The 23137-nt window shown below is 71.0% G+C and carries 21 protein-coding genes; 13 read left to right on the forward strand and 8 right to left on the reverse strand.

Annotation, left to right across the window (positions count from 1 at the left end):
- Positions 1–29: 29 nt before the first annotated feature.
- The 8 genes from ACPCJR_RS08505 to ACPCJR_RS08540 form a co-directional block, all read right to left on the reverse strand.
- Entirely contained in the window at positions 30–1625 is a 1596-nt protein-coding gene (locus tag ACPCJR_RS08505) for a c-type cytochrome (RefSeq protein ID WP_391511737.1), read from the reverse strand.
- Positions 1626–1699: 74 nt separating this feature from the next.
- On the reverse strand, positions 1700–2023 hold the full coding sequence (locus ACPCJR_RS08510) for a hypothetical protein (RefSeq protein ID WP_391511738.1): 324 nt from the start codon (positions 2021–2023) through the stop codon (positions 1700–1702).
- Between the two features lie 3 nt (positions 2024–2026).
- The gene (locus ACPCJR_RS08515; protein ID WP_391511739.1) at positions 2027–2524 is read right to left on the reverse strand and encodes a TspO/MBR family protein; all 498 of its coding nucleotides are present in this window, start codon (positions 2522–2524) and stop codon (positions 2027–2029) included.
- A complete protein-coding gene (locus ACPCJR_RS08520; protein ID WP_391511740.1) occupies positions 2521–3714 on the reverse strand; it encodes a geranylgeranyl diphosphate reductase in 1194 nt (397 codons plus the stop codon). Before ACPCJR_RS08520 ends, ACPCJR_RS08515 begins: the two co-directional genes overlap by 4 nt.
- Before the next feature lie 4 nt (positions 3715–3718).
- Positions 3719–5086, reverse strand: coding sequence for a BCD family MFS transporter (locus tag ACPCJR_RS08525; RefSeq protein WP_391511741.1), 1368 nt, complete (start codon positions 5084–5086; stop codon positions 3719–3721).
- The gene (chlG, locus tag ACPCJR_RS08530) at positions 5083–5970 is read right to left on the reverse strand and encodes a chlorophyll synthase ChlG (protein WP_391511743.1); all 888 of its coding nucleotides are present in this window, start codon (positions 5968–5970) and stop codon (positions 5083–5085) included. Before chlG ends, ACPCJR_RS08525 begins: the two co-directional genes overlap by 4 nt.
- Before the next feature lie 125 nt (positions 5971–6095).
- On the reverse strand, positions 6096–7553 hold the full coding sequence (gene ppsR / locus ACPCJR_RS08535; protein ID WP_391511744.1) for a transcriptional regulator PpsR: 1458 nt from the start codon (positions 7551–7553) through the stop codon (positions 6096–6098).
- Positions 7554–7579: 26 nt separating this feature from the next.
- Positions 7580–8458, reverse strand: coding sequence for a cobalamin B12-binding domain-containing protein (locus tag ACPCJR_RS08540; protein WP_391511745.1), 879 nt, complete (start codon positions 8456–8458; stop codon positions 7580–7582).
- Between the two features lie 256 nt (positions 8459–8714).
- Here ACPCJR_RS08540 and bchF point away from each other — a divergent pair, with 256 nt between their 5' ends.
- Genes bchF through puhE form a run of 13 tightly spaced genes read left to right on the forward strand, consistent with a single transcriptional unit; the run spans position 8715 to position 23097 of the window.
- Positions 8715–9218: a 2-vinyl bacteriochlorophyllide hydratase gene (gene bchF / locus ACPCJR_RS08545; protein WP_391511746.1), complete on the forward strand. Its 504-nt coding sequence runs from the start codon at positions 8715–8717 to the stop codon at positions 9216–9218.
- Positions 9215–10486 (forward strand): ferredoxin:protochlorophyllide reductase (ATP-dependent) subunit N, encoded by a 1272-nt coding sequence (locus ACPCJR_RS08550; RefSeq protein WP_391511747.1) that lies wholly within the window; start codon positions 9215–9217, stop codon positions 10484–10486. The genes bchF and ACPCJR_RS08550 overlap by 4 nt, the downstream gene beginning before the upstream one ends.
- 5 nt (positions 10487–10491) lie before the next feature.
- Positions 10492–12093, forward strand: a complete 1602-nt coding sequence (gene bchB, locus ACPCJR_RS08555; protein WP_391511748.1) for a ferredoxin:protochlorophyllide reductase (ATP-dependent) subunit B — start codon at positions 10492–10494, stop codon at positions 12091–12093.
- Entirely contained in the window at positions 12068–15811 is a 3744-nt protein-coding gene (locus ACPCJR_RS08560) for a magnesium chelatase subunit H (protein ID WP_391511750.1), read from the forward strand. The genes bchB and ACPCJR_RS08560 overlap by 26 nt, the downstream gene beginning before the upstream one ends.
- Positions 15808–16701, forward strand: coding sequence for a ferredoxin:protochlorophyllide reductase (ATP-dependent) iron-sulfur ATP-binding protein (gene bchL, locus ACPCJR_RS08565; protein WP_110353149.1), 894 nt, complete (start codon positions 15808–15810; stop codon positions 16699–16701). The genes ACPCJR_RS08560 and bchL overlap by 4 nt, the downstream gene beginning before the upstream one ends.
- Before the next feature lie 16 nt (positions 16702–16717).
- Positions 16718–17449, forward strand: a complete 732-nt coding sequence (gene bchM, locus ACPCJR_RS08570) for a magnesium protoporphyrin IX methyltransferase (protein ID WP_391511751.1) — start codon at positions 16718–16720, stop codon at positions 17447–17449.
- Positions 17446–18891 (forward strand): BCD family MFS transporter, encoded by a 1446-nt coding sequence (locus ACPCJR_RS08575; RefSeq protein WP_391511752.1) that lies wholly within the window; start codon positions 17446–17448, stop codon positions 18889–18891. Before bchM ends, ACPCJR_RS08575 begins: the two co-directional genes overlap by 4 nt.
- A 14-nt stretch (positions 18892–18905) precedes the next feature.
- Complete coding sequence (gene puhA, locus ACPCJR_RS08580; protein ID WP_391511753.1) at positions 18906–19679, forward strand: photosynthetic reaction center subunit H; 774 nt, start codon at positions 18906–18908, stop codon at positions 19677–19679.
- Positions 19680–19729: 50 nt separating this feature from the next.
- Positions 19730–20404 (forward strand): photosynthetic complex putative assembly protein PuhB, encoded by a 675-nt coding sequence (gene puhB / locus ACPCJR_RS08585; RefSeq protein ID WP_391511754.1) that lies wholly within the window; start codon positions 19730–19732, stop codon positions 20402–20404.
- An 18-nt stretch (positions 20405–20422) separates the two neighbouring features.
- A complete protein-coding gene (gene puhC / locus ACPCJR_RS08590) occupies positions 20423–20890 on the forward strand; it encodes a photosynthetic complex assembly protein PuhC (protein WP_391511755.1) in 468 nt (155 codons plus the stop codon).
- A gap of 14 nt (positions 20891–20904) precedes the next feature.
- Complete coding sequence (locus ACPCJR_RS08595) at positions 20905–21201, forward strand: hypothetical protein (RefSeq protein WP_110353157.1); 297 nt, start codon at positions 20905–20907, stop codon at positions 21199–21201.
- On the forward strand, positions 21198–22286 hold the full coding sequence (gene acsF / locus ACPCJR_RS08600; RefSeq protein WP_391511756.1) for a magnesium-protoporphyrin IX monomethyl ester (oxidative) cyclase: 1089 nt from the start codon (positions 21198–21200) through the stop codon (positions 22284–22286). Before ACPCJR_RS08595 ends, acsF begins: the two co-directional genes overlap by 4 nt.
- A 1-nt stretch (position 22287) precedes the next feature.
- Positions 22288–23097 (forward strand): putative photosynthetic complex assembly protein PuhE, encoded by an 810-nt coding sequence (gene puhE / locus ACPCJR_RS08605; protein ID WP_391511757.1) that lies wholly within the window; start codon positions 22288–22290, stop codon positions 23095–23097.
- The last annotated feature ends 40 nt before the right edge of the window (positions 23098–23137 follow it).

Raw genomic sequence — 23137 nt, forward strand, 5'->3', positions numbered from 1 at the left:
CGTTCCCGCTGGGGCGGGCGGCGCCGGGATCAGGGCTTGGGCGGCGTGGTCGGAGAGGTCGGGACCTGACCCGTGCCGGCCTCCGCCCGCTTCTCCGGGTTCTTGACCTGGCTGTAGGCGACGTTGCCGAAAGAGCCGATGGTGGCCGACCAGGGCAGCGGCTCGGCGTCCTTGTCGCTGCGGTTGGCCGTGCAGAAGGCCGAGAGCAGACCGTTCACGACCGCATCGTCGCCGGCCTCCGGCACCGCGGCCTTCACCTGGGGCGCGATGCGGGCGAGTACGGGGACGAAGTCGTTCGGCTTGAGGCCCTTGAGCGTGTCGCCGCCAACGGCCTGCGCGACGCCCGCCTTCAGCTTCTCGTCGTCGATGGTCGAGCAGGGCGCGTTGCCGGCCATCATGGTCTTGATCTTGCCCCGCGCGTTGGCGACGACGCCGGTCTCGGACACGACCGGGGCCTTGTTGCCCCAGGAATTGCGGATGTAGTCGGTCACGTCCTTGATCTGCTGGTCGGTCATCTCCTGGCCGATGGCGGGCATCGGCGCGTAGCCGCTCTGCGCCGCGAGGCCGCCGACGATCACGTTGATGACCGTCTCCGGCCCAGCCGACTGGACCGACGTGTTGCCGGCGAGCGCCGGCACCGCGCCCTCGATGCCCTTGCCGTCCGGCTTGTGGCAGGAGGAGCAGTAGGTCAGGTAGGTGTCGGCCCCCGGCGCGCCCGGCTGGTTGAAGGCCTGGAGATCCTTCTCCTTGTAGGTCTGCTTGGCGGGGATGGTGCGCAGGTAGGCCACCATCGCCTTGAGGTCGGCCTCCGTCATCTTGGAGAGCGATTCCTCGATGGTCTGCCGCATCGGTCCGGCCGCGACGCCGGGCCGATTGCCGGGGGCCGTGCCGGTCTTGAGGTAGGTCACGACCTCGTCGTCGCTCCAGGCGCCGATGCCCTGGTGCCCGTCCGGGGTGATGTTGGGCGCGTACCAGCCGTCGATGACGCCGCCGCCGAACTTGCCCGCGAGACTCGTATTGCCGACGAGCTTGCGCTCGTTGTGGCACATCCCGCAATGGCCGAGGCCTTCCACGAGGTAGCCGCCGCGATTGACCTCCGCGCTGGCCTTGGGATCGGGCTGGAAGCGGCCCTCCGTGAAGAAGGCGGTGCGCCAGGTGATCAGGGCGGTGCGGATGTTGAAGGGGAAGGGGATGCTGCTCTCTTCCCGCTTCTCCTTCACGGCCGGCAGGGATTTGAGGTAGGCGAAGATCGCCCGCGTGTCCTCGTCGCTGACCTTGGTGTACCAGCCGAAGGGGAAGGCCGGGTAGAGGTACTCGCCCTCGTCGCCGATGCCCTGGCGGAACGCCTTCTCGAAGGTCTCGTAGGACCACTTGCCGATGCCGGTCTCGTCGTCCGGCGTGAGATTGGGCGTCTTGATCGCGCCGATCGGCGTGTCGAGGGTGTAGTTGCCGGCCAGGAACTTGCCGCCCGGCTTGGTGTGGCAGGCCACGCAATCGCCCGCCGTCACGAGATATTCGCCGCGCTTGATCAGGTCGGCCTCCGCCTCCTGGGCGCCGGCCGGCACGGTGGGGAAGAGCAAGGCCAGCGCCAGCCATCCGGAGCCGAGAGCGGTGAGGCGTGTCATGGGCCCGTTCTCCAGATGTGCGGGGAGGATCAGCGCAGAATCATTCCAGGGTGTTCGCCGGAGCGCACGCAACGCTACTCATCTACGGTTGTTCCGGCCGGCACGATCACAGCGGCGCGAGGATGTTCGGCGGCGCGGCGGAAGCGCAGCGTCATCTCGGCGAGATGCGCGACGAGGGAAACCGTCAGCCAGCCGGCCACGGCGGGCCAGGCCGCCCCGGTCAGCGCCGCGCGCAGGCTCAGCATCAGGGCGGCGCCGGAGGCGAGATTGGCCAGGAGCGATGCGGGCGCCGGCCCGCCGCCCCGTCGTGCCCGCAGGGCGAGGAGCAGCAGCGCCTCCAGCCCCACCAGCACGAGGATCGCGTCGACGATCAGCCCGGACGCGAAGAGTTCGGCCACGCCTCAAGCCTCCCCGAAACGCGGGTTGAGACGCACGATCGTGAGATTGAGGCAGGCGGCCACGCTCACCCAGGCGAGGTAGGGCAGGTTGAGTGCGGCAGCGAGCGACGAGACGCGCCCCACGGTGATCAGAACCGCGACGATCGAGAGCCAGAGAAGCAGCACCTCGACGAAGGCCCAGTCCGGCCGGCGCAGGCGGAAGAAGATCACGCTCCAGGCGATGTTGAGCGCGCCATTGACGGCGAAGACCGCGACGAGGAGCGCGCGGGCGGCGGGATCCGGATCGGCGTTCCAGGTCAGGACGGCGGAGGCGGTGGTCAGGGCGAAGATCATGGTCCAGACCGGGCCGAAGGCCCAGTCCGGCGGCTTCCAGGCCGGCACGCGCAGGCGGCGGTACCACGTGTCGGTGCGCGTCGCGACACCCCCTGCCACGGCGATCGCGAGTGCGATCAGGCCGGCGACGACCGGCGGCCCCCAGCCGCCCGCGAGCGCCGCCGTCACGGCGAGACCCAGCGGAACAGATGCGCCAGATCCTTGAAGAAGATCCGCGCATGGGCGGCGGGCTTGGCCCGCACCAGCTCCTTGTTCATGTAGGCGTCCCAGGTGAGCTGCTGGACGTCCTTGTCCTTGCAGATCGCGACGAAGCGCTCGCGCAGCCCGTCGCTGCGGTACCAGACCCACTGCATCATCCCGAGAATCCAGAAGACGCGCCCGTGCAGCCGCATGAAGCGCTTGCGCGCGAGCGCCAGGGACCGTGCGTCTCCGGTGGCGAGGAAAGCCTCCGCGGTCTGCGCCGCGAGACGACCGCCGAGCATCGCGTAGTAGATGCCTTCGCCCGAGGCCGGCGCGACCACGCCCGCCGCGTCGCCCGCGAGCAGCACGTCGCGGCCGTTGTCCCAGCGCTTCAACGGCTTGAGGGGGAGCGGCGCCCCCTCCCGGCGGACCGTCTCGCAGGCGTCGAGCCCGGTGCCGGCCCGCAGGTCGCGGATCGCGCCGCGCAGGGAGAAGCCCTTGCGGGCGCTGCCGGTGCCGACGCTGACCGTCTCGCCATGCGGGAAGATCCAGGCGTAGAAGTCCGGCGAGAGACGGCCCTGGTAATAAACGTCGCAGCGCGCCCCGTCGTGCTCCGCGCCCGCCGGGCGCCGGACGATCTCGTGATAGGCGAAGACCTGCCGCATCCGGGCATGACCCGGGATTTCGGACCGGCCGACATTCGAGGTCGCCCCATCGGCGCCGATGACGAGGCGGGCCTGCGCCCGCCGCGCCTCGCCACCCTTGCCGAGCCGATAGTGGATCGTGGCGAGCCCGGGCGTCTCGCGGGTGATGCGTTCGAACAGGCCGTTACGAACCTCGGCCCCGGCGAGCCCGGCGCGCTCGCGCAGGAAGGGGTCGAAATGCTCGCGGTCGACCATGCCGACGAACCCGTCGCCGACCGGCATGTCGACGTGGCGCGCGCTCGGCGCGACCATCCGGGCGCTGCAAATGCGGGCGACGAGGAGCGCGTCGGGGATGGCAAAGTCGCGGATCAGCCGGGGTGGAATGGCGCCGCCGCAGGGCTTGATGCGGCCCGCCCTATCAAGAAGCAGCACCCGGCGGCCGCCGGCCGCAAGATCCGCCGCCGCGGTCGCTCCGGCGGGGCCGCCGCCCACCACCACGACGTCGAAGGTTTCGAGAGCGTCGTGGGGTGCCATGCCGCTACCTCGCGTCGAAGCCGGGATTGAACTGGAAGGCGGCCGCCTGAGTCAGCGGATTCCGCCGGGCGAGCGTGACGTGCTCGACGCGCAGGCCGATCAGCAGGGCGACGAGGAAAAGGACCGCCTCGGCCGCGAAGACCGACGCGTAGGCGGTGACCGGCTCGGAGGCGAAGAGGCGGGCGAGATCGACGGCGAGTGTGCCGAGAAAGCCGCCGGCGCCGAAGGCGACGCCCTGCGCCGCGCCCCAGACGCCCATGCGGGTCCCGCGCTCGGCCTCGCCGCCGCGCCCGGCCAAGGCCATCATCGAGCCGATGGCGGCCACCGCGTAGACACCGTTGCCGAAACCGAGCGCGGCCACCGCAGCGCGCAAGGGGAAGCCGGGGCCGACGGGTCCGCCCGCGGCGATGGCCGCCAGAGCCAGCGCCGAGAGCGCGCAGCCCACGGCCGTCCAGACCTTCAGCGATCCGAAGACGGGTCCGCCGACGAAGACGGTGATGCCGGCCACGAACAGCATGCCGGCGAGCACCCCGCCGTGCTGCAGGCCCGCGAGCTTGGTGGTCGCGCCCGGCGTCATGGCGAAGACGAGGCCGGCATAGGGTTCGAGGATCAGTTCCTGCGCGCTGTAGGCGAGCATGGAAACGAAGATGAACAGGGTGAAGCGCCGCGCGGCCGGCTCGGCCAGCACCTGGGACAGCACCGCGCGGAAGGGCGGCTTCTCGTCGGTCCGGCTCGGCCTCGCGCCGGCTCGGTCCGGCTCGATGCCGGTCACGGCGAGCAAGGCGACGACGAAGGCGATCAGCGAGACGGTGCCCGAGACGGCGACGAGCCGCGCGCCGGAGAACGGGTCGAGGAAGTGGCCGGCCAGCGGCGCCGTGACGGCGAAGCCCCCGATCATCATCACCCAGACGATGGTCGCCGCCGCGCCCCGGCGGCCCGCCTCGACCCCGGTCGCGAGCAGCACGAGGAGCGAGGTGCCCGCCGCGCCCGCGCCCATGCCGACGAGCAGGAAGGAGAGGACCGCGAGCGCGAGGCCCGCGGCCGTGTGATGCGCCGCCAGCGCGGTGGCCACGGCTGCCCCGAAGCCGCCGAGGCAGAGCGCGGCCATGCCGCCGACGATCCAGGGCGTGCGCCGCCCGCCGACATCGGAGCCGTAGCCCCAGCGGGGCCGCAGGATCTGCGTCGCGTAGTGCAGGGCCACCAGCGCGCCCGGAACGACGGCGGGCAGCGCCAGCTCCACCACCATCACGCGGTTGATGGTCGAGGTCATCAGCACCACGACCGCACCGAGCGCCGTCTGGACGAGGCCGAGCCGGACGATCTGGAGCCAGGAGAAGGAGGAGAGCGCAGCGGCGGGGGGAGCGTTCGTCATGGCGCCAGCCCTTGCACGAGGGGGCGAAGGGCGAAAGCGGCGGCAAGCATCCCGAGGACGTAGAGCGTGGTGCCGGTGCCGTTGTACCAAGCGGCGCGGGCGCGCGGCTCGTCGAGGAAGCGCACCATCAGGGCGAGTTGCCCGGCGAGCAGCGCGCCGACCAGGGCCGCGTGCCAGGGCCGGTCCCAGGCGGCGAGCAGGGCGACGACGACGACCTGCGGTGCGGCCATGACGAGGCAGGCGAAGCGCGCCGCGCGCGGGCAGCCGAGCTGCACCGGCAGCGAGCACAGGCCCATGGCGCGGTCACCCTCGACCGACTTGAAGTCGTTAAGGGTCATGATGCCGTGCGCCCCGACCGAGTAGAGCAGGGCAATGAGCAGCACGCGCCGGTCGGGCATCGCTGCGGCCATCACCGCCGCGCCGGTGAACCAGGGCAGGCCCTCGTAGCAGAGCGCCACCGCGGAATTGCCCCACCAGCCGTTGCGCTTCAGCCGCAGCGGCGGAGCCGAGTAGATCCAGGCCAGGACGAGGCCGAACAGGGCGGCCCCGAGGATCCAGGGTCCGAGCATCGCGGCGACGACGAGCGACAGGAGGGTCCAGGCGGCGGCGAGGTAGAGCCCCCAGCGGCCCGGAATGCGGCCGGAGGGAATCGGCCGGTTCGGTTCGTTGATGGCGTCGACGTGCCGGTCGAACCAGTCGTTGGTAGCTTGGCTGGTGGCGCAGACGAGGGGGCCGGCCAGCAGCACGCCCGCCGCGATGACGAGCCATTGTCCCGAAGGAGACTGGCCGGAGGAAACCACGCCGCAGCCGAAAGCCCACATCGGTGCGAACCAAGTGATGGGCTTCAGGAGTTCGACGACGGCGCTCGGAGCGGGCGTTGTCATGCCCCGGAGGCTACGAGCCCGTCCTGCCATGTGTCAAGCAAGATTGACACTCGGCTCACCGGCTTGACCACTTGCCGGTCAAGGAACCCAAAATGCATTATTATGCAGGAAGTCCCTTCGCCGAGTCAGGACGACAACTCAGGGTCGCTCGCATCGAGATCGCCGATCCCGTAGCGCCGCATCTTGGCGTAGAGACCCTGCCGGCTCAGCCCGAGCATCTCGGCGGCCGAAGCGCGGTTGTCGCGGGTGATCCGCAGGGCGGCCTCGATGCACAGCTTTTCGATCAGATCCGTGGTCTCGCGCACCAGCGCCTTCATCGAGACGCGCCCGACGAGTTCGGTCATCTGCTCGACGGAGCGGGGCAGGTCGTGCCCGCCGGCATGGGCCGGCGCCGCACGGCGCGGCGCGGCCCGCACGGTGAAGCCGAAGCAGGGCTGATCGGCCTGGGCGGCGGAGACGGCCGCGATCTCGACCTCCTCCACGGAGCCGAAATCGCCCCGCATCACCGTCGTGAAGTGGCGCACGGAGCCGTGGTCGCGCAGCATCGCGAACAGCGCCAGCGCCTCGGTCTCCTCGCGGCCGAGCCAGCGATCCAGCATCTGCCCGCGCACCTGCTCCTCGGTCGCCAACTGCGTGAGATCGAGGAAGGCGGCGTTGGCGGTGAGAACCCGGCGCGAGGCATCGGCGACGACGAAGCCTTCCGGCATCCGCTGGATCACCTCGAGGACGCCCCCCTCGCGCCCCGACCGTTCGGAATCCGCCGAGGCGAGGGGCGAGAGGCGCAGCAGCACCGAGGTCGCGCTCTCGCCGCGGAAGAGGGAGGCGGAGATCCGCGCCTCGCCGCGCCCACCCGCGAGCCGCGCCACGAGATCGGCGGCCTGCCCGGTGACGCGCAGGCCCGCGAACAGACTCTGCAATTCGCGCAGGCTCGCCGGATCGAACAGGTCGGCGACATCCTGGCCGACGACGCGCTTCTGCGCCCGGCCCAGGAGCCGCATCGCCGCCGGGTTGATGTCGGTCACGCGCCGCGTGCCCGCATCGATCACCAGAACGGCCTCTCCCGAGAGCTGGAACAGCAGCTTGTAGCGGGTCTCGGCGGCGCGCAGGCGGTCGTAATCCCGCTCCAGCGCCTGCTGCGTCTCGGCCAGGCGCCGCTGGAGCGCGGCGACCGCGCGGAGATCCTGCCCGACCACGATGATCGGGCCGTCCTTGCGCGTGCGCAGGCTGGCATAGCGGATCGGCAGATCCGTGCCGTTGGGGGAGGGGTGGTTCACCTGCCGCCAGCGCGTCATCGCTCCGGGGGCGGCGTCGCGCAGCAGGGCATCGATCTTGGGACGGCTCTCGACGGTGACGGTGTCGATCCAGGGCCGGCCGAGCCACGCCTCGATTCCCTCACCGTCGAGGTCGGATCGGTTCGACAGGGTGTCGCGGACGATGCCCTGATCGTCGATGACCAGCGAGAGATCGGACGTCGCCGCAATCAGGACCCCGGCCGATTCCCTGTCCAGGAGATCGGCCGCCTGTTGCAGCGCCGGAGAAGGGCGCCGGGGAGAGGGGCTCGCCAAGCTGCTCAAGGTCAACACTTCGTGATGGCGACGGAAGCGCCCTTTCAACAGGCCCGCGTTCGCATTTCAAGCAAGCTTTCCGCGATCAGCGGCGCGAGACGCCCATCATCCGCCGTGGCGTCGGCCCCAACGGCGCGTACTTGATTCGGGTTCCTGGTGAAATACGGGCCGCCCACCAGAACCTTGACCGCCGGATTGCACGAGAGCGCGCGCAGCGCGCGGATCGTCTCCGGAAGGGTGGGAAGCAGGACATCGCAGGAGAGGGTCACCCCGACCACGTCGTACCAGTCGGACTGGATCAGCTCCGCGGCATCGAGGGCACCGCCCTGACCGGCGATCGTCACGTCCCAGCCCGATTCGCGAAAGATGGCCGCCACGATCGAGAGGCAGAAGACGTGAGTCTCCCCGGGGCAGGCCATCAGGAGCAGGCTTCGCCCCGAGGCTTCCGGGGCCTCGTCCTCGAACTGGCCGCAGAGTTCACGTCCGGCGGCCTGGAGGCGCGCCAGGGCCACCGTCACATCGACGAAGTCGCAGGCATCCTCCTCCCAGAGCCGGCCCAGATGCCGCGCCACGGGCGTGAGCAGATCGACCAGCACGCTCTCCAGCGTCAGGCCCTCGTCGAGGAAGCGCAGAAGATGGGGGGCGAGATCGGCGTTCGAGCGACCGAGCAGGAGGCTACACAGCCGCTCCACCTCCTCCGGGGCGGGCCTGCGACCGGGCGGTGGAACGGTCGGCCGGGCGTGGCCGCGATGGGCGAGCATGAGGCGGGGGAGGATCTCGGCCTCGACGACGCTCGCTAGGCGGCGCCGCATCCCGTCGCCGTCGGGACCGTGCGCGAAGGCGGACGCCTCCAGCGACTCCCCGGCGACCGTGCATTCCGGCGCGATCGCCTGGCGACCGCCGTCCTGCCTCCAGCCTCCCATGGGCCTCTCCCCAGGATGCAGCTCGGCACGGCATGCAATTTAATTCGCATGGCGACGCCCCGGGCAACGGATGCGTGTAGCGTGACGATACGCCTCCTCCGAGAATTGGCAATCCCTTGCGTTCCATTTGGTTGTCACCGGCTGTAAATTTCCATTTGTGTCAACTTGGATTGACACTGAGTGGAGGCTGAGCCTAGGCTTCGGTCACTTCGAGGCTCGGCCCGATCGGGGCTGACAGCGAGCGGGGGCGGAGGCCATGCGGCAACGCCAGGACCGACAGAGACCGCTCTACACGCGCGCCGAGCGGCAGCGCCGCGACGCCTCGCCCTGGACGCTGGTGCAGGGCGTGCTGGCGCCGCTCCAATTCCTCGTTTTCCTCGTCAGCCTCGTTCTCGTGCTGCGCACGCTCGCCACCGGCGAGGGAGCCGAGGCCGCCAACGCTTCGGTCGTCGTCAAGACGCTGGTGCTCTACGCGATCATGGTCACGGGCTCGATCTGGGAGAAGGTCGTGTTCGGCCGCTACCTGTTCGCGCCGGCCTTCTTCTGGGAGGACGTGTTCAGCATGCTCGTGCTGGCGCTGCACACGGCCTATCTCGCCGCGCTGGCCCTGGGCGCCCTCGACACGCGCGCCCTGCTCGGCTTGGCGCTCGCCGCCTACGCCACCTACGTGATCAATGCCGGGCAGTTCCTGCTGAAGCTGCGGGCCGCGCGCCTCGAGGCTGCGTCGCCGCTCGGCCTCACCGCGGAGGGCGCCCGGTGAACGCCCAGGCGCCTCTTCCGAATGCGGGCTGCGGTGTCGCGATCCGCTCCGAGCACGGCCAGCGGGCGGTGTTCTGCGGCCTGACCGGCATCGTCTGGCTGCACCGGAAGATCCAGGATGCCTTCTTCCTCGTGGTCGGCTCGCGCACCTGCGCGCACCTGATCCAGTCGGCCGCGGGCGTGATGATCTTCGCCGAGCCGCGCTTTGCCACCGCGATCATCGACGAGCGCGATCTGGCCGGCCTCGCCGACATGAACGAGGAACTCGACCGCGTGGTCGGGCGGCTGATCGAGCGGCGCCCGGAGATCCGCCTGCTGTTTCTTGTCGGCTCCTGCCCCTCCGAGGTGATCAAGCTCGACCTGTCCCGGGCAGCTCTCCGGCTCTCGCAGCGCCTCGCGCCGGAGGTGCGGGTGCTGAACTATTCCGGCTCCGGCATCGAGACGACCTTCACCCAGGGCGAGGATGCCTGCCTCGCCGCCCTCGTGCCGGGGCTGCCCGAGGCGACGGCCGCCGAGGCGGACCTCCTCGTCGTCGGCGCCCTGGCCGACGTGGTCGAGGATCAGTTCGCCCGGCTCTTCGACGAACTCGGCATCACGGCCCGCTTCCTGCCGGCCCGCAGGGCCGGGCAGATGCCGCCGGTCGGACGCGGCACGCGCTTCCTGCTGGCGCAGCCCTTCCTGGCGGAGACCGCCCGCTCGCTGGAAGAGCGGGGCGCCCGGCGCATCCCGGCCCCGTTCCCCCTCGGAGCCGAGGGCACCACGGGCTGGCTCCGGGCCGCCGCCGAGCGTTTCGGCGTCGATCCCGCCCGCTTCGACGCGGCGACGGCGCCGGGCCTGCGGCGCGCCCGCCAGGTGCTGGCCGCGCAGCGGGCCAAGCTCGCGGGACGGCGCGTGTTCTTCTTCCCCGATTCGCAGCTCGAAGTGCCGCTCGCCCGCTTCCTGTCGCAGGAGATGGGGGCCGAGCTGATCGAGGTCGGCACGCCCTACCTGCATCGGGCCCACCTCGCCGCCGAGATCGAGTCTCTTCCCGCCGGCACCCTCGTGGTCGAGGGCCAGAGTCTCGACGAGCAGCTCGACCGCTGCCGCGCGGCACGGCCGGACCTCACGATCTGCGGCCTCGGGCTGGCCAATCCGCTGGAGGCGGAGGGGCTCACCACAAAGTGGTCGATCGAACTCCTGTTCACGCCGATCCAGGGCTACGAGCAGGCGGGCGACCTCGCCGAACTGTTCGCGCGCCCGCTCGACCGGCGCGCCCGGTTGGAGGTGTAGCCGCCATGCAGCTCACCGTCTGGACCTACGAGGGACCGCCCCATATCGGCGCCATGCGGGTCGCCACCGCGATGCGGGGCCTGCACTACGTGCTGCACGCCCCCCAGGGCGACACCTATGCCGACCTGCTCTTCACGATGATCGAGCGGCGGCCCGAGCGCCCGCCCGTCACCTACACCACGTTCCAGGCGCGCGACCTCGGCCGCGACACCGCCGAGATCTTCAAGGACGCCGTCGCCTCGGCCTACGAGCGCTTCAGGCCCCAGGCCATGATCGTGGGCGCCTCCTGCACCGCGGAGCTGATCCAGGACGATCCCGGCGGCCTCGCCAAGGCGCTCGCCCTCGACATTCCGGTGATTCCGCTGGAGTTGCCGGCCTACCAGAAGAAAGAGAACTGGGGCGCCTCCGAGACCTTCTACCGGCTGGTGCGGGCGCTCGCCGGCACCCCGACGGAACGGCCGGCCCGCGAAGGGCGGCGTCCCGCCTGCAACGTCCTCGGGCCGACCGCCCTGGGCTTTCGCCACCGCGACGACCTCATCGAGATCCGCCGGCTCCTCGACGCGCTGGGCATCGACGTCAACGTGATCGCGCCGCTGGGCGCCGCGCCCGCCGATCTCGGACGGCTCGGCGAGGCCGACTTCAACGTCGTGCTCTATCCCGAGATCGCCCGCAGTGCCGCGCAATACCTCGAAAAGACCTTCCGCCAGCCCTTCGTCGACATCGTGCCGATCGGCGTCGGCGCGACGACGCGCTTCGTGGAAGCCGTCGCGGGGCTCGCGGGCATCGACCCGACCCCCGTGCTGGCCGGTGCCCCCTCGCGGCTGCCCTGGTACGCGCGCTCGGTCGATTCGACCTATCTCACCGGCAAGCGCGTCTTCGTGTTCGGGGACGCCAGCCATGCGCTGGCCATCGCCCGCGTCGCCGCCCACGAGATCGGCTTCAAGCTCGTCGGGCTCGGAACCTACACCCGGGAATTCGCCCGCGAGGTCCGCGCGGAAGCCGCGCTCCACGGGATCGAGGCGACGATCAGCGACGATTATCTCGACGTGGAGGCCGCGATCCGACAGGCGGCGCCGGAGCTGGTGCTCGGCACGCAGATGGAGCGCCACATCGCCAAGCGGCTCGGGATTCCCTGCGCGGTGATCTCGGCCCCGGTCCACGTCCAGGATTTCCCCGCCCGCCACTCGCCGCAGATGGGCTTCGAGGGCGCCAACGTCCTGTTCGACACCCTGGTCCATCCCCTGATGATGGGCCTGGAGGAGCATCTCCTGGGGATGTTCCGCGAAGATCCCGAGTTCCACGACGGCGCCGCCCCCTCGCATCTCGGCGCCAAGCCGAGCGGGGGTGCGGCGATCGTGGAACGGGCGCCGGCGGCTGCCCCCCTCGCCCCGGCGCCCGTACCCATTCCCGAACCCATTCACGTCCAGGGCGCGGCGGCGATCCGCCCGGCGCCCTGGGCGCCCGATGCCGAGAAGGAGCTGAAGAAAATCCCGTTCTTCGTGCGCGGCAAGGCCCGCGCCAACACCGAGCGTTTCGCCCGCGAGCGGCAGCTCCCGCTCATCACCCTCGAGACCCTGTACGATGCCAAGGCGCATTTCGGCCGATAGGCCCCCCCTCCGCGTCGCCATCGTCACGCTCGACAATCACCTGGCGAGCGCGGTGGAGCGGGCGCGCCTGCGGCTCGCGGCCGAGATGCCCGGCCTCTCGCTGAGCTTCCACGCCGCCGCGGAATGGGAGACCGATCCGAGCGCGCTGCGCGACTGCGAGGCGGAGATCGCGCGGGCCGACATCGTCGTCTCGGCCATGCTGTTCCTCGACGAGCACGTGCGGGCGATCCTGCCGGCGCTGCAGCGCCGCCGCCCGGATTGCGACGCGATGATCGGCTGCCTCTCGGCGGCCGAGGTCGTGCGCACCACCCGGCTCAACCGCTTCGACATGAGCGGCACCAAGCGCTCGGCCCTCGATTTCCTGAAGCGGCTGCGCGGCAAGCCCGGTGCCGAGGGCAATGCCGCCCGGCAGATGGCCCTGGTGCGCAAGCTGCCCAAGATCCTGCGCTTCATCCCCGGCTCGGCGCAGGACGTGCGAGCCTATTTCCTCACGCTGCAATACTGGCTCGCGGGCTCCGACGAGAACGTGGCGAGCCTCGTGCGCTTCCTGGTGCAGCGCTACGCCGCCGGCCCCCGCGCCGGCTGGCGCGCGATCGCCGCCGCGCCCGCGCCCCAGCACTACCCCGAGACCGGCCTCTATCATCCGCGCATGCGGGGCCGGGTCGGCGAGGACCCGTCCGCCATGCCCACCGTGCCCGGAGCCCAGGGCCGCGTCGGCCTGCTGCTGATGCGCTCCTACGTCCTGGCCGGCAACACCGCCCACTACGACGGCGTCATCGCCGCGCTCGAAGCCCGGGGCCTCTCGGTGGTCCCCGCCTTCGCCAGCGGGCTCGACAACCGCCCGGCGGTCGAGGCCTACTTCATGGCGGGCGGCCGGCCCACGGTCGATGCCCTGGTCTCGCTCACCGGTTTCTCGCTGGTCGGCGGCCCGGCCTACAACGACGCGGCGGCGGCCCAGGCGCTGCTGGCGCGGCTCGACGTGCCCTACATCGCCGCCCACGCCCTCGAATTCCAGACGATCGAGCAGTGGGAGGCGGGCAGCCGCGGCCTCTCGCCGGTCGAGGCGACCATGATGGTCGCGATCCCCGAACTCGACGGCGCCAGCGCGCCGATGGTCTTCGGCGGACGGTCCTCGGCCTCCGGCGCGGACAACGCCCGCGACATGCGCGTGCATCCCGAGCGGGCCGCGCGGCTCGCCGCCCGCGTCGCGCGGCTGGTCTCGCTGCGGGCCCGGCCGAAGGCCGAGCGGCGGGTCGCCGTCGTGCTGTTCAATTTCCCGCCCAATGCCGGCGCGACCGGCACCGCCGCCTTCCTCTCGGTCTACGCCTCGCTGCTGAACACCCTGCGCGGGCTGCGCGACGACGGCTACGACGTCGCGGTGCCCGAGAGCGTCGATGCCCTGCGCGAGGCGATCCTCGGCGGCAACGCGGCCCGGCTCGGCACGCCGGCCAACGTCCATGCCCGGGTCAGCGCGGTGAGCCATGTCCGCCGCGAGACCGACCTGCGAGAGATCGAGGCGCAATGGGGGCCCGCGCCCGGCCGTCATCTCAGCAACGGCAGCGACATCTTCGTGCTCGGCGCCCAGTTCGGCTCCGTCTTCGTCGGGGTGCAGCCCGCCTTCGGCTACGAGGGCGACCCGATGCGGCTGCTGTTCGAGAGCGGTTTCGCGCCGACCCACGCCTTCTGCGCCTTCTACCGCTGGCTTCGCGAGGATTTCGGAGCCGATGCGGTGCTGCATTTCGGCACCCACGGCGCGCTCGAGTTCATGCCGGGCAAGCAGACGGGCCTCTCGGCCTCCTGCTGGCCGGAGCGGCTGATCGGCGACGTGCCCAACGTCTATCTCTACGCCGCCAACAACCCGTCCGAGGGTGCGCTCGCCAAGCGGCGCTCGGCCGCGACGCTCGTGAGCTACCTGACGCCGAGCCTGGCCGCGGCCGGCCTCTACCGCGGGCTTCTCGACCTCAAGGCCTCGATCGAGCGCTGGCGGGGACTGGAGCCGGAGGCGACGGGCGAGCGGGTCGCTCTCGCCTCCCTCATCCAGACGCAGGGCGCGGCCGTCGATCTCGTTCCCGCCGAACCGGTCTGGGAGGGCGATTGGGCCGCGCGGGTCGGCGCGCTGGCGGAAGCGCTCGCCGAGCTGGAGCAGACGCTGATCCCTCACGGCCTGCACGTTGCGGGGGAGGGAATGGGACGCGAGGAGCGCATCGACCTGCTGCTCGCTCTGGCCGACGCCTCGCACGGCCTGAAGCCCGCGCGGGCCGGGATCGAAGGGCTGGTCGAGGGCGTCGCCCTCAACGCGGCGCTGGACGCCGCGGGCCTGCCGACGACGGAAGCGAACCGCGGCGCCTTCGCGGATCTGGCCCGCATCGACCGCGACCTCGCCCGCGACCACGAGATTCCCGCCCTCCTGCGGGCGCTCGACGGCCGCTTCATTCCGCCGGTGGCCGGCGGCGATCTCCTGCGCAATCCGGGCATCCTGCCCACCGGGCGCAACCTGCACGGCTTCGATCCCTACCGCCTGCCCTCGGCCTTCGCCCTGGCCGACGGCGCCCAGCAGGTGGCCCGGGTGCTCGCGCGCCATGCCTCGGAAGGCCGGCCGATGCCCGAGAGCGTCGCCCTGGTGCTGTGGGGAACGGACAACCTCAAGAGCGAAGGCGGCCCCATCGCTCAGGCGCTGGCGCTGATCGGCGCGGCCCCGCGCTTCGACGGCTACGGCCGGCTGGCCGGCGCCGAGCTGATCCCGCTGGAACGCCTCGGCCGTCCGCGCATCGACGCCGTGGTCACCCTTTCGGGCATCTTCCGCGATCTCCTGCCGCTCCAGACCAAGCTTCTGGCCGAGGCGAGCTTCCTCGCGGCGAGCGCCGACGAGCCGGTCGAGCGCAACTTCGTGCGCAAGCACGCGCTGGCGATCCAGGCCGAGCAGAGCTGCGACTTCGAGACGGCGGCCCTGCGCGTCTTCTCGAACGCGGAAGGGGCCTACGGCGCCAACGTCAACCACCTCGTCGAATCCGGCCGCTGGGACGACGAGGACGAGCTGTGCGAGGCCTTCTCCCGGCGCAAGAGCTTCGCCTACGGCCGCAACGGCCGGCCGGCGCCGCAGCGCGACCTGATGAAGGCGGTGCTCGCCCGGGTCGATCTCGCCTACCAGAATCTCGACTCGGTCGAACTCGGCGTCACCTCCGTCGACCACTATTTCGACGGGCTCGGCGGCATGGGCCGGGCGGTGGCCCGCGCCCGCGGCGCGAGCGTGCCGATCTACATCAGCGACCAGACCCGCGGGGAGGGCCGCGTCCGCTCCCTCGACGAGCAGGTGGCGCTGGAAACCCGTACCCGGATGCTCAATCCGAAATGGTACGAGGGTCTGCTCGGCCACGGCTACGAGGGCGTGCGCCAGATCGAGGCGACGCTGACCAACACCGTCGGCTGGTCCGCCACGAGCAACGCGGTCCAGCCCTGGATCTACGAGCGCATCACCGAGACCTTCGTGCTCGACGAGGCCATGCGCGACCGCATGGCGACGCTCAACCCGACCGCCTGCGCGCGGGTGGCCAGCCGCCTGATCGAGGCCCATCGCCGGGGCTTCTGGACGCCCGACGCGGCGACGCGCGACGCGCTCGACCGCGCCGAGGAGGAGCTGGAGGACCGGCTCGAAGGCGTCACGCCAGGATCTCTGGCGCCAGGATCCTCGCCCGGCATCACCGCAGGAGTCGCGGCATGAACATCGCCATCCGAAACCCCGTCCCCGTCCGCCGCGAGGAGGGCAGCCTGCAGGTCGGACTCGATCCGAACGACCGGATCGACACCGCTAAGGTCTTCGCCGTCTACGGCAAGGGCGGCATCGGCAAGTCGACCACCTCCTCGAACCTCTCGGTGGCCTTCTCCAAGCTGGGCAAGCGGGTCCTCCAGATCGGCTGCGATCCGAAGCACGATTCGACCTTCACCCTCACCAAGCGCCTCGCGCCGACCGTCATCGACGCCCTCGAAGCCGTGAACTTCCACTCCGAGGAGCTGCGGCCCGAGGATTTCGTGGTCGAGGGCTTCAACGGCGTGAAATGCGTCGAGGCCGGCGGACCGCCCGCCGGGACCGGCTGCGGCGGCTACGTCGTCGGGCAGACGGTCAAGCTCCTCAAGGAGCACCACCTCCTGGAGGACACCGACGTCGTCGTGTTCGACGTGCTCGGCGACGTGGTCTGCGGCGGCTTCGCCTCGCCGCTCCAGCACGCGGACCGGGCCCTGATCGTCACCGCCAACGACTTCGACTCGATCTTCGCGATGAACCGGATCGTGGCAGCGATCCACACCAAGTCGAAGAATTACGGCGTCCGGCTCGGCGGCGTCATCGCCAACCGCTCGGCCAAGACCGACGAGATCGACCGCTTCAACGCGGCGGTGGGCCTGCGCCGGCTCGCGCACTTCCCCGATCTCGACGTGGTGCGCCGCTCGCGCCTGAAGAAATCGACGCTGTTCGAGATGGAGCCGACGCCAGAGCTGAAGGCCGTCACCGACGAGTACATGCAGCTCGCCGAGACGCTCTGGGCCGGCGCCGACCCTTGCGAGGCGGTGCCGATGAAGGACCGCGACCTGTTCGAATTCCTCGGCTTCGACTGATCTCGGGACGCGATCGATGAGCACGCCCTACCTCACCCGCCGCTCCCAGCTCGAAACCTACTTCGACCGCACCGCGGTCGAGGCGTGGTCGCGCCTCACCTCCGACGCCCCGGTCTCGAAGATCCGCGCCACGGTCCGGGCCGGGCGCGACGCGATGCGGGCGAACCTGCTCGGCTGGCTGCCCGACGACCTGACCGGCCGGCGCCTGCTGGACGCCGGCTGCGGCACCGGCGCGCTCGCCGTGGAAGCCGCCCGCCGGGGTGCCTCGGTGGTGGCGATCGACGTCTCGCCCACCTTGATCGGGCTTGCCCGCGAGCGGCTTCCCGTCATCGACGGAGCCGGCTCAGCCGAATTCCGGGTCGGCGACATGCTCGACCCCTGGCTCGGCCGCTTCGACCACGTCGTCGCGATGGATTCGCTGATCCACTATCAGGCACCGGACATCGTCCGGGCGCTGGCCGAACTCTCCCTGCGCACGGACGGCAGCCTGCTCTTCACGGTGGCCCCGCGCACGGCGCTGCTGACCCTGATGCACGCGGCCGGCAAGCTCTTCCCGAAGGCCGACCGCGCTCCGGCGATCGTGCCGATCACGGAGAGCGGCCTGCGGCGGCGCATCGCCGGGGAGCAGGCGCTGGCCCGTTTCGCCGTGGAACGGACGCACCGGGTGAACAGCGGATTCTACCTCTCGAACGCGATCGAGCTGCGCAAGACCTCGTCTCCCGCGGGCGAGAGCGGGGGCGCTCGATGAAATCCGGTCTCGCCCTCACCCAGGCGTTCCTGCGCCTCGGTCCGGCGATCCTTCCCTTCGCCGATGCCGCGACGAAGGAGCTGCCGCTCGGGCGGCTGATGCGGCTGTCGCTGTTCCAGGTCACCGTCGGCATGGCGGCCGTGCTGCTGATCGGCACGCTCAACCGGGTGATGATCGTCGAACTCGCGGTCCCCGCCTGGATCGTCGCGGTGATGCTGTCGCTGCCGCTGCTGTTCGCACCCTTGCGGGCGCTGGTCGGCTTCCGCTCGGACACGCACCGCTCCGTGCTCGGCTGGCGCCGGGTGCCCTACATCTGGTTCGGCACGCTGCTGCAATTCGGCGGGCTCGCCATCATGCCCTTCGCCCTGCTGATCCTGTCGGGCGACACCACCGGGCCCCTCTGGGTCGGACAAGCGGCGGCGGCCCTCGCCTTCCTGCTCGTCGGCGCGGGGCTCCACACCACGCAGACCGTCGGGCTGGCACTCGCCACCGATCTCGCGCCGGCCCACGCCCGCCCGAAGGTGGTGGCGCTGCTCTGCGCCATGCTGCTCGCGGGCATGATGGGGAGCGCGGTGCTGTTCGGCCTCGCGCTCGCCAACTTCTCGGCCATTCGCCTGATCCAGGTCATCCAGGGGGCCGCGCTCGTCACGATCGTGCTCAACGGCATCGCCCTGTGGAAGCAGGAGCCGCGGAGCCCCGACCGCACGACCCGTCCGGCGGCGCGGCCGAGCTTCGCCCGATCCTGGCAGGACTATGCGGGGGAGGGCAGCGCCCGGCGGCGCCTCGCGGCCATCGCGCTCGGCACCGCGGGCTTCTCGATGCAGGACATCCTGCTCGAACCCTATGGCGGCCAGATCCTCGGCCTCTCCGTCGGTCAGACCACGGCGCTCACCGCCATGCTCGCGGCCGGGGGCGGACTCGGCCTGATCGCGGCGGCGCGCTGGCTCAATCGCGGCGGCGATCCCTATCGGGTCGCGGCGGTGGGCAGCGTCATCGGCATCATGGCCTTCTCGGCCGTCGTCTTCGCCGCGCCGCTCGCCTCCGCGCGCCTGTTCGCGGCCGGCGTCACGCTGATCGGCGTCGGCGGCGGCCTGTTCGCCCACGGCACGCTCACGGCCTCCATGGCGAAGGCCGGACCGGAGGATACCGGCCTCGCGCTCGGCGCCTGGGGCGCGGCGCAGGCCAGCGCCGCCGGAATGGCCATCGCCGCCAGCGGCATCCTGCGCGATGCCGGCGCCGCCCTCGCCCAATCCGGAGCCCTGGGCGAGGGCATGAACGAGCCCGCGATCGGCTACCTCATCGTCTACCACGTCGAGATCGCGCTGCTCTTCGCGAGCCTCGTCGCGCTCGGTCCGCTCGTGCGCGCGGACGCCTCCCGACCCGGCCGCCCGGACGAGGGCCGGAGCGGATCGTTCGACCCCCTCGTCAACCGTCCCACCTGATCGGGAGGCCTGCCATGCCCAGAGGCGAGATCACCGGTTACATCGACGTCGCGCAGGTCACGCTCTACGCGTTCTGGCTCTTCTTCGCGGGCCTCGTCTTCTACCTGCGCCGCGAGGATCGCCGCGAGGGATACCCGCTGGAGAACGAGGCCGCCGGCCGCCTCAAGAGCCCGGACCCGATCCTGATCCCGACCCCGAAGGCGTTCCGCCTGTCGAGCGGCCACACCACCCATGCGCCGCAGACCAACGTCGCCTACGACGCCGACGTGCCGAGCCGGCGGCGCGAGGTCTTCCCCGGCGCGCCCTACTTCCGCACCGAGACCGCGTTCGACGCGCCGGTCGGTCCCGGCTCCTGGGTGCCCCGTCACGACGAGCACGACCGCACCTGGGACGACCAGTACCGCATCGTCCCGCTCCGGGTCGCCGAGAGCTTCGTGGTTCACGAGGACGGCCCGAACCCGATCGGCATGCCGGTCCTGGGCGCCGACCGGCAGGTGGCGGGCACCGTCGTCGATCTCTGGCTCGACCGGGGCGAGTCCTTCGTGCGCTACTACGAGGTGGAACTCGGCGCGGGCGGGCGCCGCGTGCTGATGCCGGTCACCTTCTGCACCACCAGCCGCTTCGCGCGGGAAGTGAAGACCGAGGCGCTCCTGGCCGCGCAATTCGCCGACATCCCCGGCACCAAGGACCCGGATTCCGTGACGCTGCGCGAGGAGGAGCGGATCATGGCCTATTTCGGCGCCGGCACGCTCTACGCCTCGCCCGCCCGGCAAGAACCCATCCTCTGAACCCATCCTCTGAACCGATCCGCCGATCCGATCCTCCGAGGGCCGAACCCGTGAGCGAGTCCGATTTCCTTCCCGAGGGTACCCTGCGGGGCCTGCCCGGCCCGCTCCCGGCCGAGGAGCGCATTCTCTGGCGCGGCGCCCCCACCGTCCACGGCGTGATGCTGCGGGCTTTCCACGCGCGCCTCGTGATGCTGTGGTTCGCGGGCGCGGCCGGGCTCCTGGCGCTCGGCGCCGGGCTGAGCGAGGGGCCGGCCCGGGCGCTGGCCGTGGCGGGACCGACCCTGTTGACCGGGCTCTTGGCGCTGGCGCTGCTGGGACTGTTCTCGTGGCTCGTCCACCGAACCACCGTCTACACCATCACCGACCGGCGGGTCGTGATGCATGTCGGCATCGCCCTGCCGATCACCCTCAACCTGCCGCACGCGCAGATCGAATCGGCCGGCCTGCGCCTGTTCGCCGACGGCAGCGGCGACATCCCCCTCCAGCTGCCGCCCGGCGAGCGGGTGGCCTACCTGCATCTCTGGCCCCATGCCCGCCCCTGGCGGGTGAGCCGGCCCGAGCCCATGCTGCGCTCGGTGCCCGACGCCCACCGCGTCGCGGACCTGCTGGCCCCGGCGCTCGCCGCTCGGGCGACGGGACCGGCCCGCATCGAGGAACCGGTGGTGGCCGCGCCGGAACGGCCCAAGGCTCCCGCCGGCCGCCTGGCCGCGGCCGGATCGCGCTAGCGCCAGGAGAGAACCGGCATGCCCGTCGAGCTGAACTTCAGCCCCCCCTCCCGCAAGCCCACCGCGGAGCGGCCCGCCCTGCTCGCCATCACGGGCCTGCTCGGCGTGACCCTGCTCGCCGTCGCTCTCGGGCGCGGCTCCGAGACGGCCCCGAACGTGACGGCGAGACCGGTCGAGACCCTGGCCTTCCACGCGGAGGACCGCCCGGACGGCGCCATCGATCTGCGCGCGGCCGAGGGCGGCCGGCTCGTCGGCCGGATCGAGCCGGGGCAGGACGGCTTCATCCGCGGGACGCTGCGCGGACTCGCCCAGGCGCGACAGCGGGAGGGCCTGAGCCGCGATCCGCCCTTCACGCTCACTCGATTCGACAACGGAACGCTGTCGTTGGAGGATACCGCAACCGGACGCCAAGTGGCGTTGCAGGCCTTCGGCCCGACGAATGCCCGGGCCTTCGCCCGCCTGCTGCCGGGAAAAGAGGCGCGGTGATGGGGGAGACCGGGATGGCCTGGATCGGCAAACGCGTCGTCGAGGTGCCCTGCACCGTCGAGATCGAGCAGACCCCGGAGAGCCTGCACGCGCACGTGACGCTCGATGCCGGGTTCGAGATCGAGCCCGGCGACGAGGTCCAAGTCCACGACGCCCCGACCGAGGTCCCCTACGGCGAGCGCCTCACCGTGCGCCGCACCGCCACCGTCACCCGCGCCGGCCGGCTGGAGCGGGCCTGGACCAAGCTGATCGCCCACCTCGAACTGACCGAGCTCTACGAGGTGAGCTTTTCCGAACGGAGGAAGCTGTGAACGCCAACGTCCAGCCCCCGGCGGCTCCGCCCGCCGCCCGCCATCCGATCAACGAATCCACGAAGTCGGCGCAGGCGACGACGTTCCTCAGCCCGCGCTTCTACACCACCGACTTCGACGAACTCGACCGCACCGATGTCGAGCCCGTGCGCCGCGAGTGGGACATCCTGATCGACGAGTTGCGCTCCGATCCAAACAAGCGCCACTTCGTGCGCAACGAGGAGTTCGACTGCGACCTGTCGAACATGGACCCGGAGCTGCGCAAGGAATTCCTCGATTTCCTCGTCTCCTCGATCACCGCCGAGTTCTCAGGCTGCGTGCTCTACGCGGAGATGAGGAAGCGGGCCAAGAACAAGGACATCAAGGAGCTGTTCGGCTTCATGAGCCGGGACGAGGCGCGGCATGCCGGCTTCATCAACGACACGCTCAAGGATTTCGGCATCGGTGTCGATTTGGGCTTTCTGACCAAGGCCAAGAAGTACACCTTCTTCAAGCCGAAGTTCATCTTCTACGCCACCTATCTCTCCGAGAAGATCGGCTACGCCCGCTACATCACCATCTTCCGTGAGCTGGAGCGGCATCCCGAGCGGCGCATCCACCCGATCTTCAAGTGGTTCGAGAAGTGGTGCAACGACGAGTTCCGCCACGGCGAGGCTTTCGCGCTGCTGATGCGGGCCAACCCGCGGCTGACGGAGGGCGTGAACCGCTACTGGATCCGCTTCTTCCTGCTCGCCGTCTTCGCGACGATGTACGTGCGCGACCATTGCCGCCCGGCCTTCCACAAGGCGCTCGGCGTCGATCCGACCGATTACGACTTCAAGGTCTTCCGGATCACCTCCGAGATTTCGAAACAGACCTTCCCGATCACCCTGGATCTCGACGATCCGCGCTTCAAGGCGGGGCTCGACCGGCTTCTGGTCTGCGCGGACAAGATCGCCGCCGCCCGGGCGCAAGGGGGCGTGGCCGGCAAGCTCAAGCACGGGGTCCAGACCGTCGTCGCCGCGGCGACCTTCGCGCGGCTCTACCTGCTGCCGGTCAAGCACAACGCGATGCCGGCCGACATCCGGCTCCAGCCGGTCTGGTAGCATGAGCGCGCTCGCCCTCCCGGCGCTCTACGCCGTGCTGCTCTGGTGGTCCGCCACCGGGCTAGTTCTGGTGCTCCAGCACCTGCCGCGGCGCACGCATGCCCGCAGCATGGTCGGGGCGAGCGCCGTGCTGGCGGGGGCGCTCTGGGCGATTCGGGCCAGCGCGGACGATGCGTCGGAGGCCGGCGCCTATATCGGTTTCACGGCCGCCGTAGCGGTCTGGGGCTGGCAGGAGATGAGCTACTACATGGGCTTCGTCTCCGGCCCGAAGCCCGCCGCCTGCGCGCCGAGCCTTCGCGGGCTCGACCGCTTCCTGGCGGCGCTCGCCACCAGCCTGTGGCACGAGTTCGCGATCCTCGCGGGCGGCCTCGCCATCCTCTGCCTCACCTGGGGGCAGGAGAACCGGGTGGCCCTGTGGACCTACGCGCTGCTCACGCTGATGAACGCCTCGGCCCGGCTCAACCTGTTCCTAGGCGTGCGCAATCTCAACGCCGAGTTCCTGCCGTCGCATCTCGGCTACCTCACCTGCTACCTGACGCGGCGGCCGATGAACGCGCTGTTCCCGCTCTCCGTCACCCTGGGCACGGCAGCGACCGTGCTTCTGACCCGCGGCGCCCTCGATGCCGAGGCGGCGCCGCAGGCGGTCGCCGGCTTCGCCCTGCTCGCGACGATGGCCGCACTCGCGACCCTCGAACACTGGTTCCTGATGCTGCCCCTGCCGGCGGCCGCGCTCTGGAGCTGGAGCCTGCCGGGACGCGGGGCGCCGGTGGCGGCCGACAGCCCGGAAGCGGGCAGGGCGGGCCACGACTGACACGAGGCGGACGCCAGATCCGCATATCGGACGAATTCTT

The organism is Methylobacterium sp. NPDC097929 (assembly GCF_049543375.1).
Classification (GTDB): Bacteria; Pseudomonadota; Alphaproteobacteria; order Rhizobiales; family Beijerinckiaceae; genus Methylobacterium.

Excerpts from the sequence above, each read along its gene's own strand:
- ACPCJR_RS08575 (WP_391511752.1), top strand. The coding sequence starts at position 17,446 with ATGAAATCCGGTCTCGCCCTCACCCAGGCGTTCCTGCGCCTCGGTCCG.
- ACPCJR_RS08540 (WP_391511745.1), bottom strand. The coding sequence starts at position 8,458 with ATGGGAGGCTGGAGGCAGGACGGCGGTCGCCAGGCGATCGCGCCGGAA.
- ACPCJR_RS08595 (WP_110353157.1), top strand. The coding sequence starts at position 20,905 with ATGGCCTGGATCGGCAAACGCGTCGTCGAGGTGCCCTGCACCGTCGAG.
- bchL (WP_110353149.1), top strand. The coding sequence starts at position 15,808 with ATGAACATCGCCATCCGAAACCCCGTCCCCGTCCGCCGCGAGGAGGGC.
- ACPCJR_RS08505 (WP_391511737.1), bottom strand. The coding sequence starts at position 1,625 with ATGACACGCCTCACCGCTCTCGGCTCCGGATGGCTGGCGCTGGCCTTG.
- ACPCJR_RS08520 (WP_391511740.1), bottom strand. The coding sequence starts at position 3,714 with ATGGCACCCCACGACGCTCTCGAAACCTTCGACGTCGTGGTGGTGGGC.
- ACPCJR_RS08560 (WP_391511750.1), top strand. The coding sequence starts at position 12,068 with ATGCCAAGGCGCATTTCGGCCGATAGGCCCCCCCTCCGCGTCGCCATC.
- puhE (WP_391511757.1), top strand. The coding sequence starts at position 22,288 with ATGAGCGCGCTCGCCCTCCCGGCGCTCTACGCCGTGCTGCTCTGGTGG.
- chlG (WP_391511743.1), bottom strand. The coding sequence starts at position 5,970 with ATGACAACGCCCGCTCCGAGCGCCGTCGTCGAACTCCTGAAGCCCATC.
- bchB (WP_391511748.1), top strand. The coding sequence starts at position 10,492 with ATGCAGCTCACCGTCTGGACCTACGAGGGACCGCCCCATATCGGCGCC.
- ACPCJR_RS08525 (WP_391511741.1), bottom strand. The coding sequence starts at position 5,086 with ATGACGAACGCTCCCCCCGCCGCTGCGCTCTCCTCCTTCTCCTGGCTC.
- bchM (WP_391511751.1), top strand. The coding sequence starts at position 16,718 with ATGAGCACGCCCTACCTCACCCGCCGCTCCCAGCTCGAAACCTACTTC.
- puhC (WP_391511755.1), top strand. The coding sequence starts at position 20,423 with ATGCCCGTCGAGCTGAACTTCAGCCCCCCCTCCCGCAAGCCCACCGCG.
- puhA (WP_391511753.1), top strand. The coding sequence starts at position 18,906 with ATGCCCAGAGGCGAGATCACCGGTTACATCGACGTCGCGCAGGTCACG.
- bchF (WP_391511746.1), top strand. The coding sequence starts at position 8,715 with ATGCGGCAACGCCAGGACCGACAGAGACCGCTCTACACGCGCGCCGAG.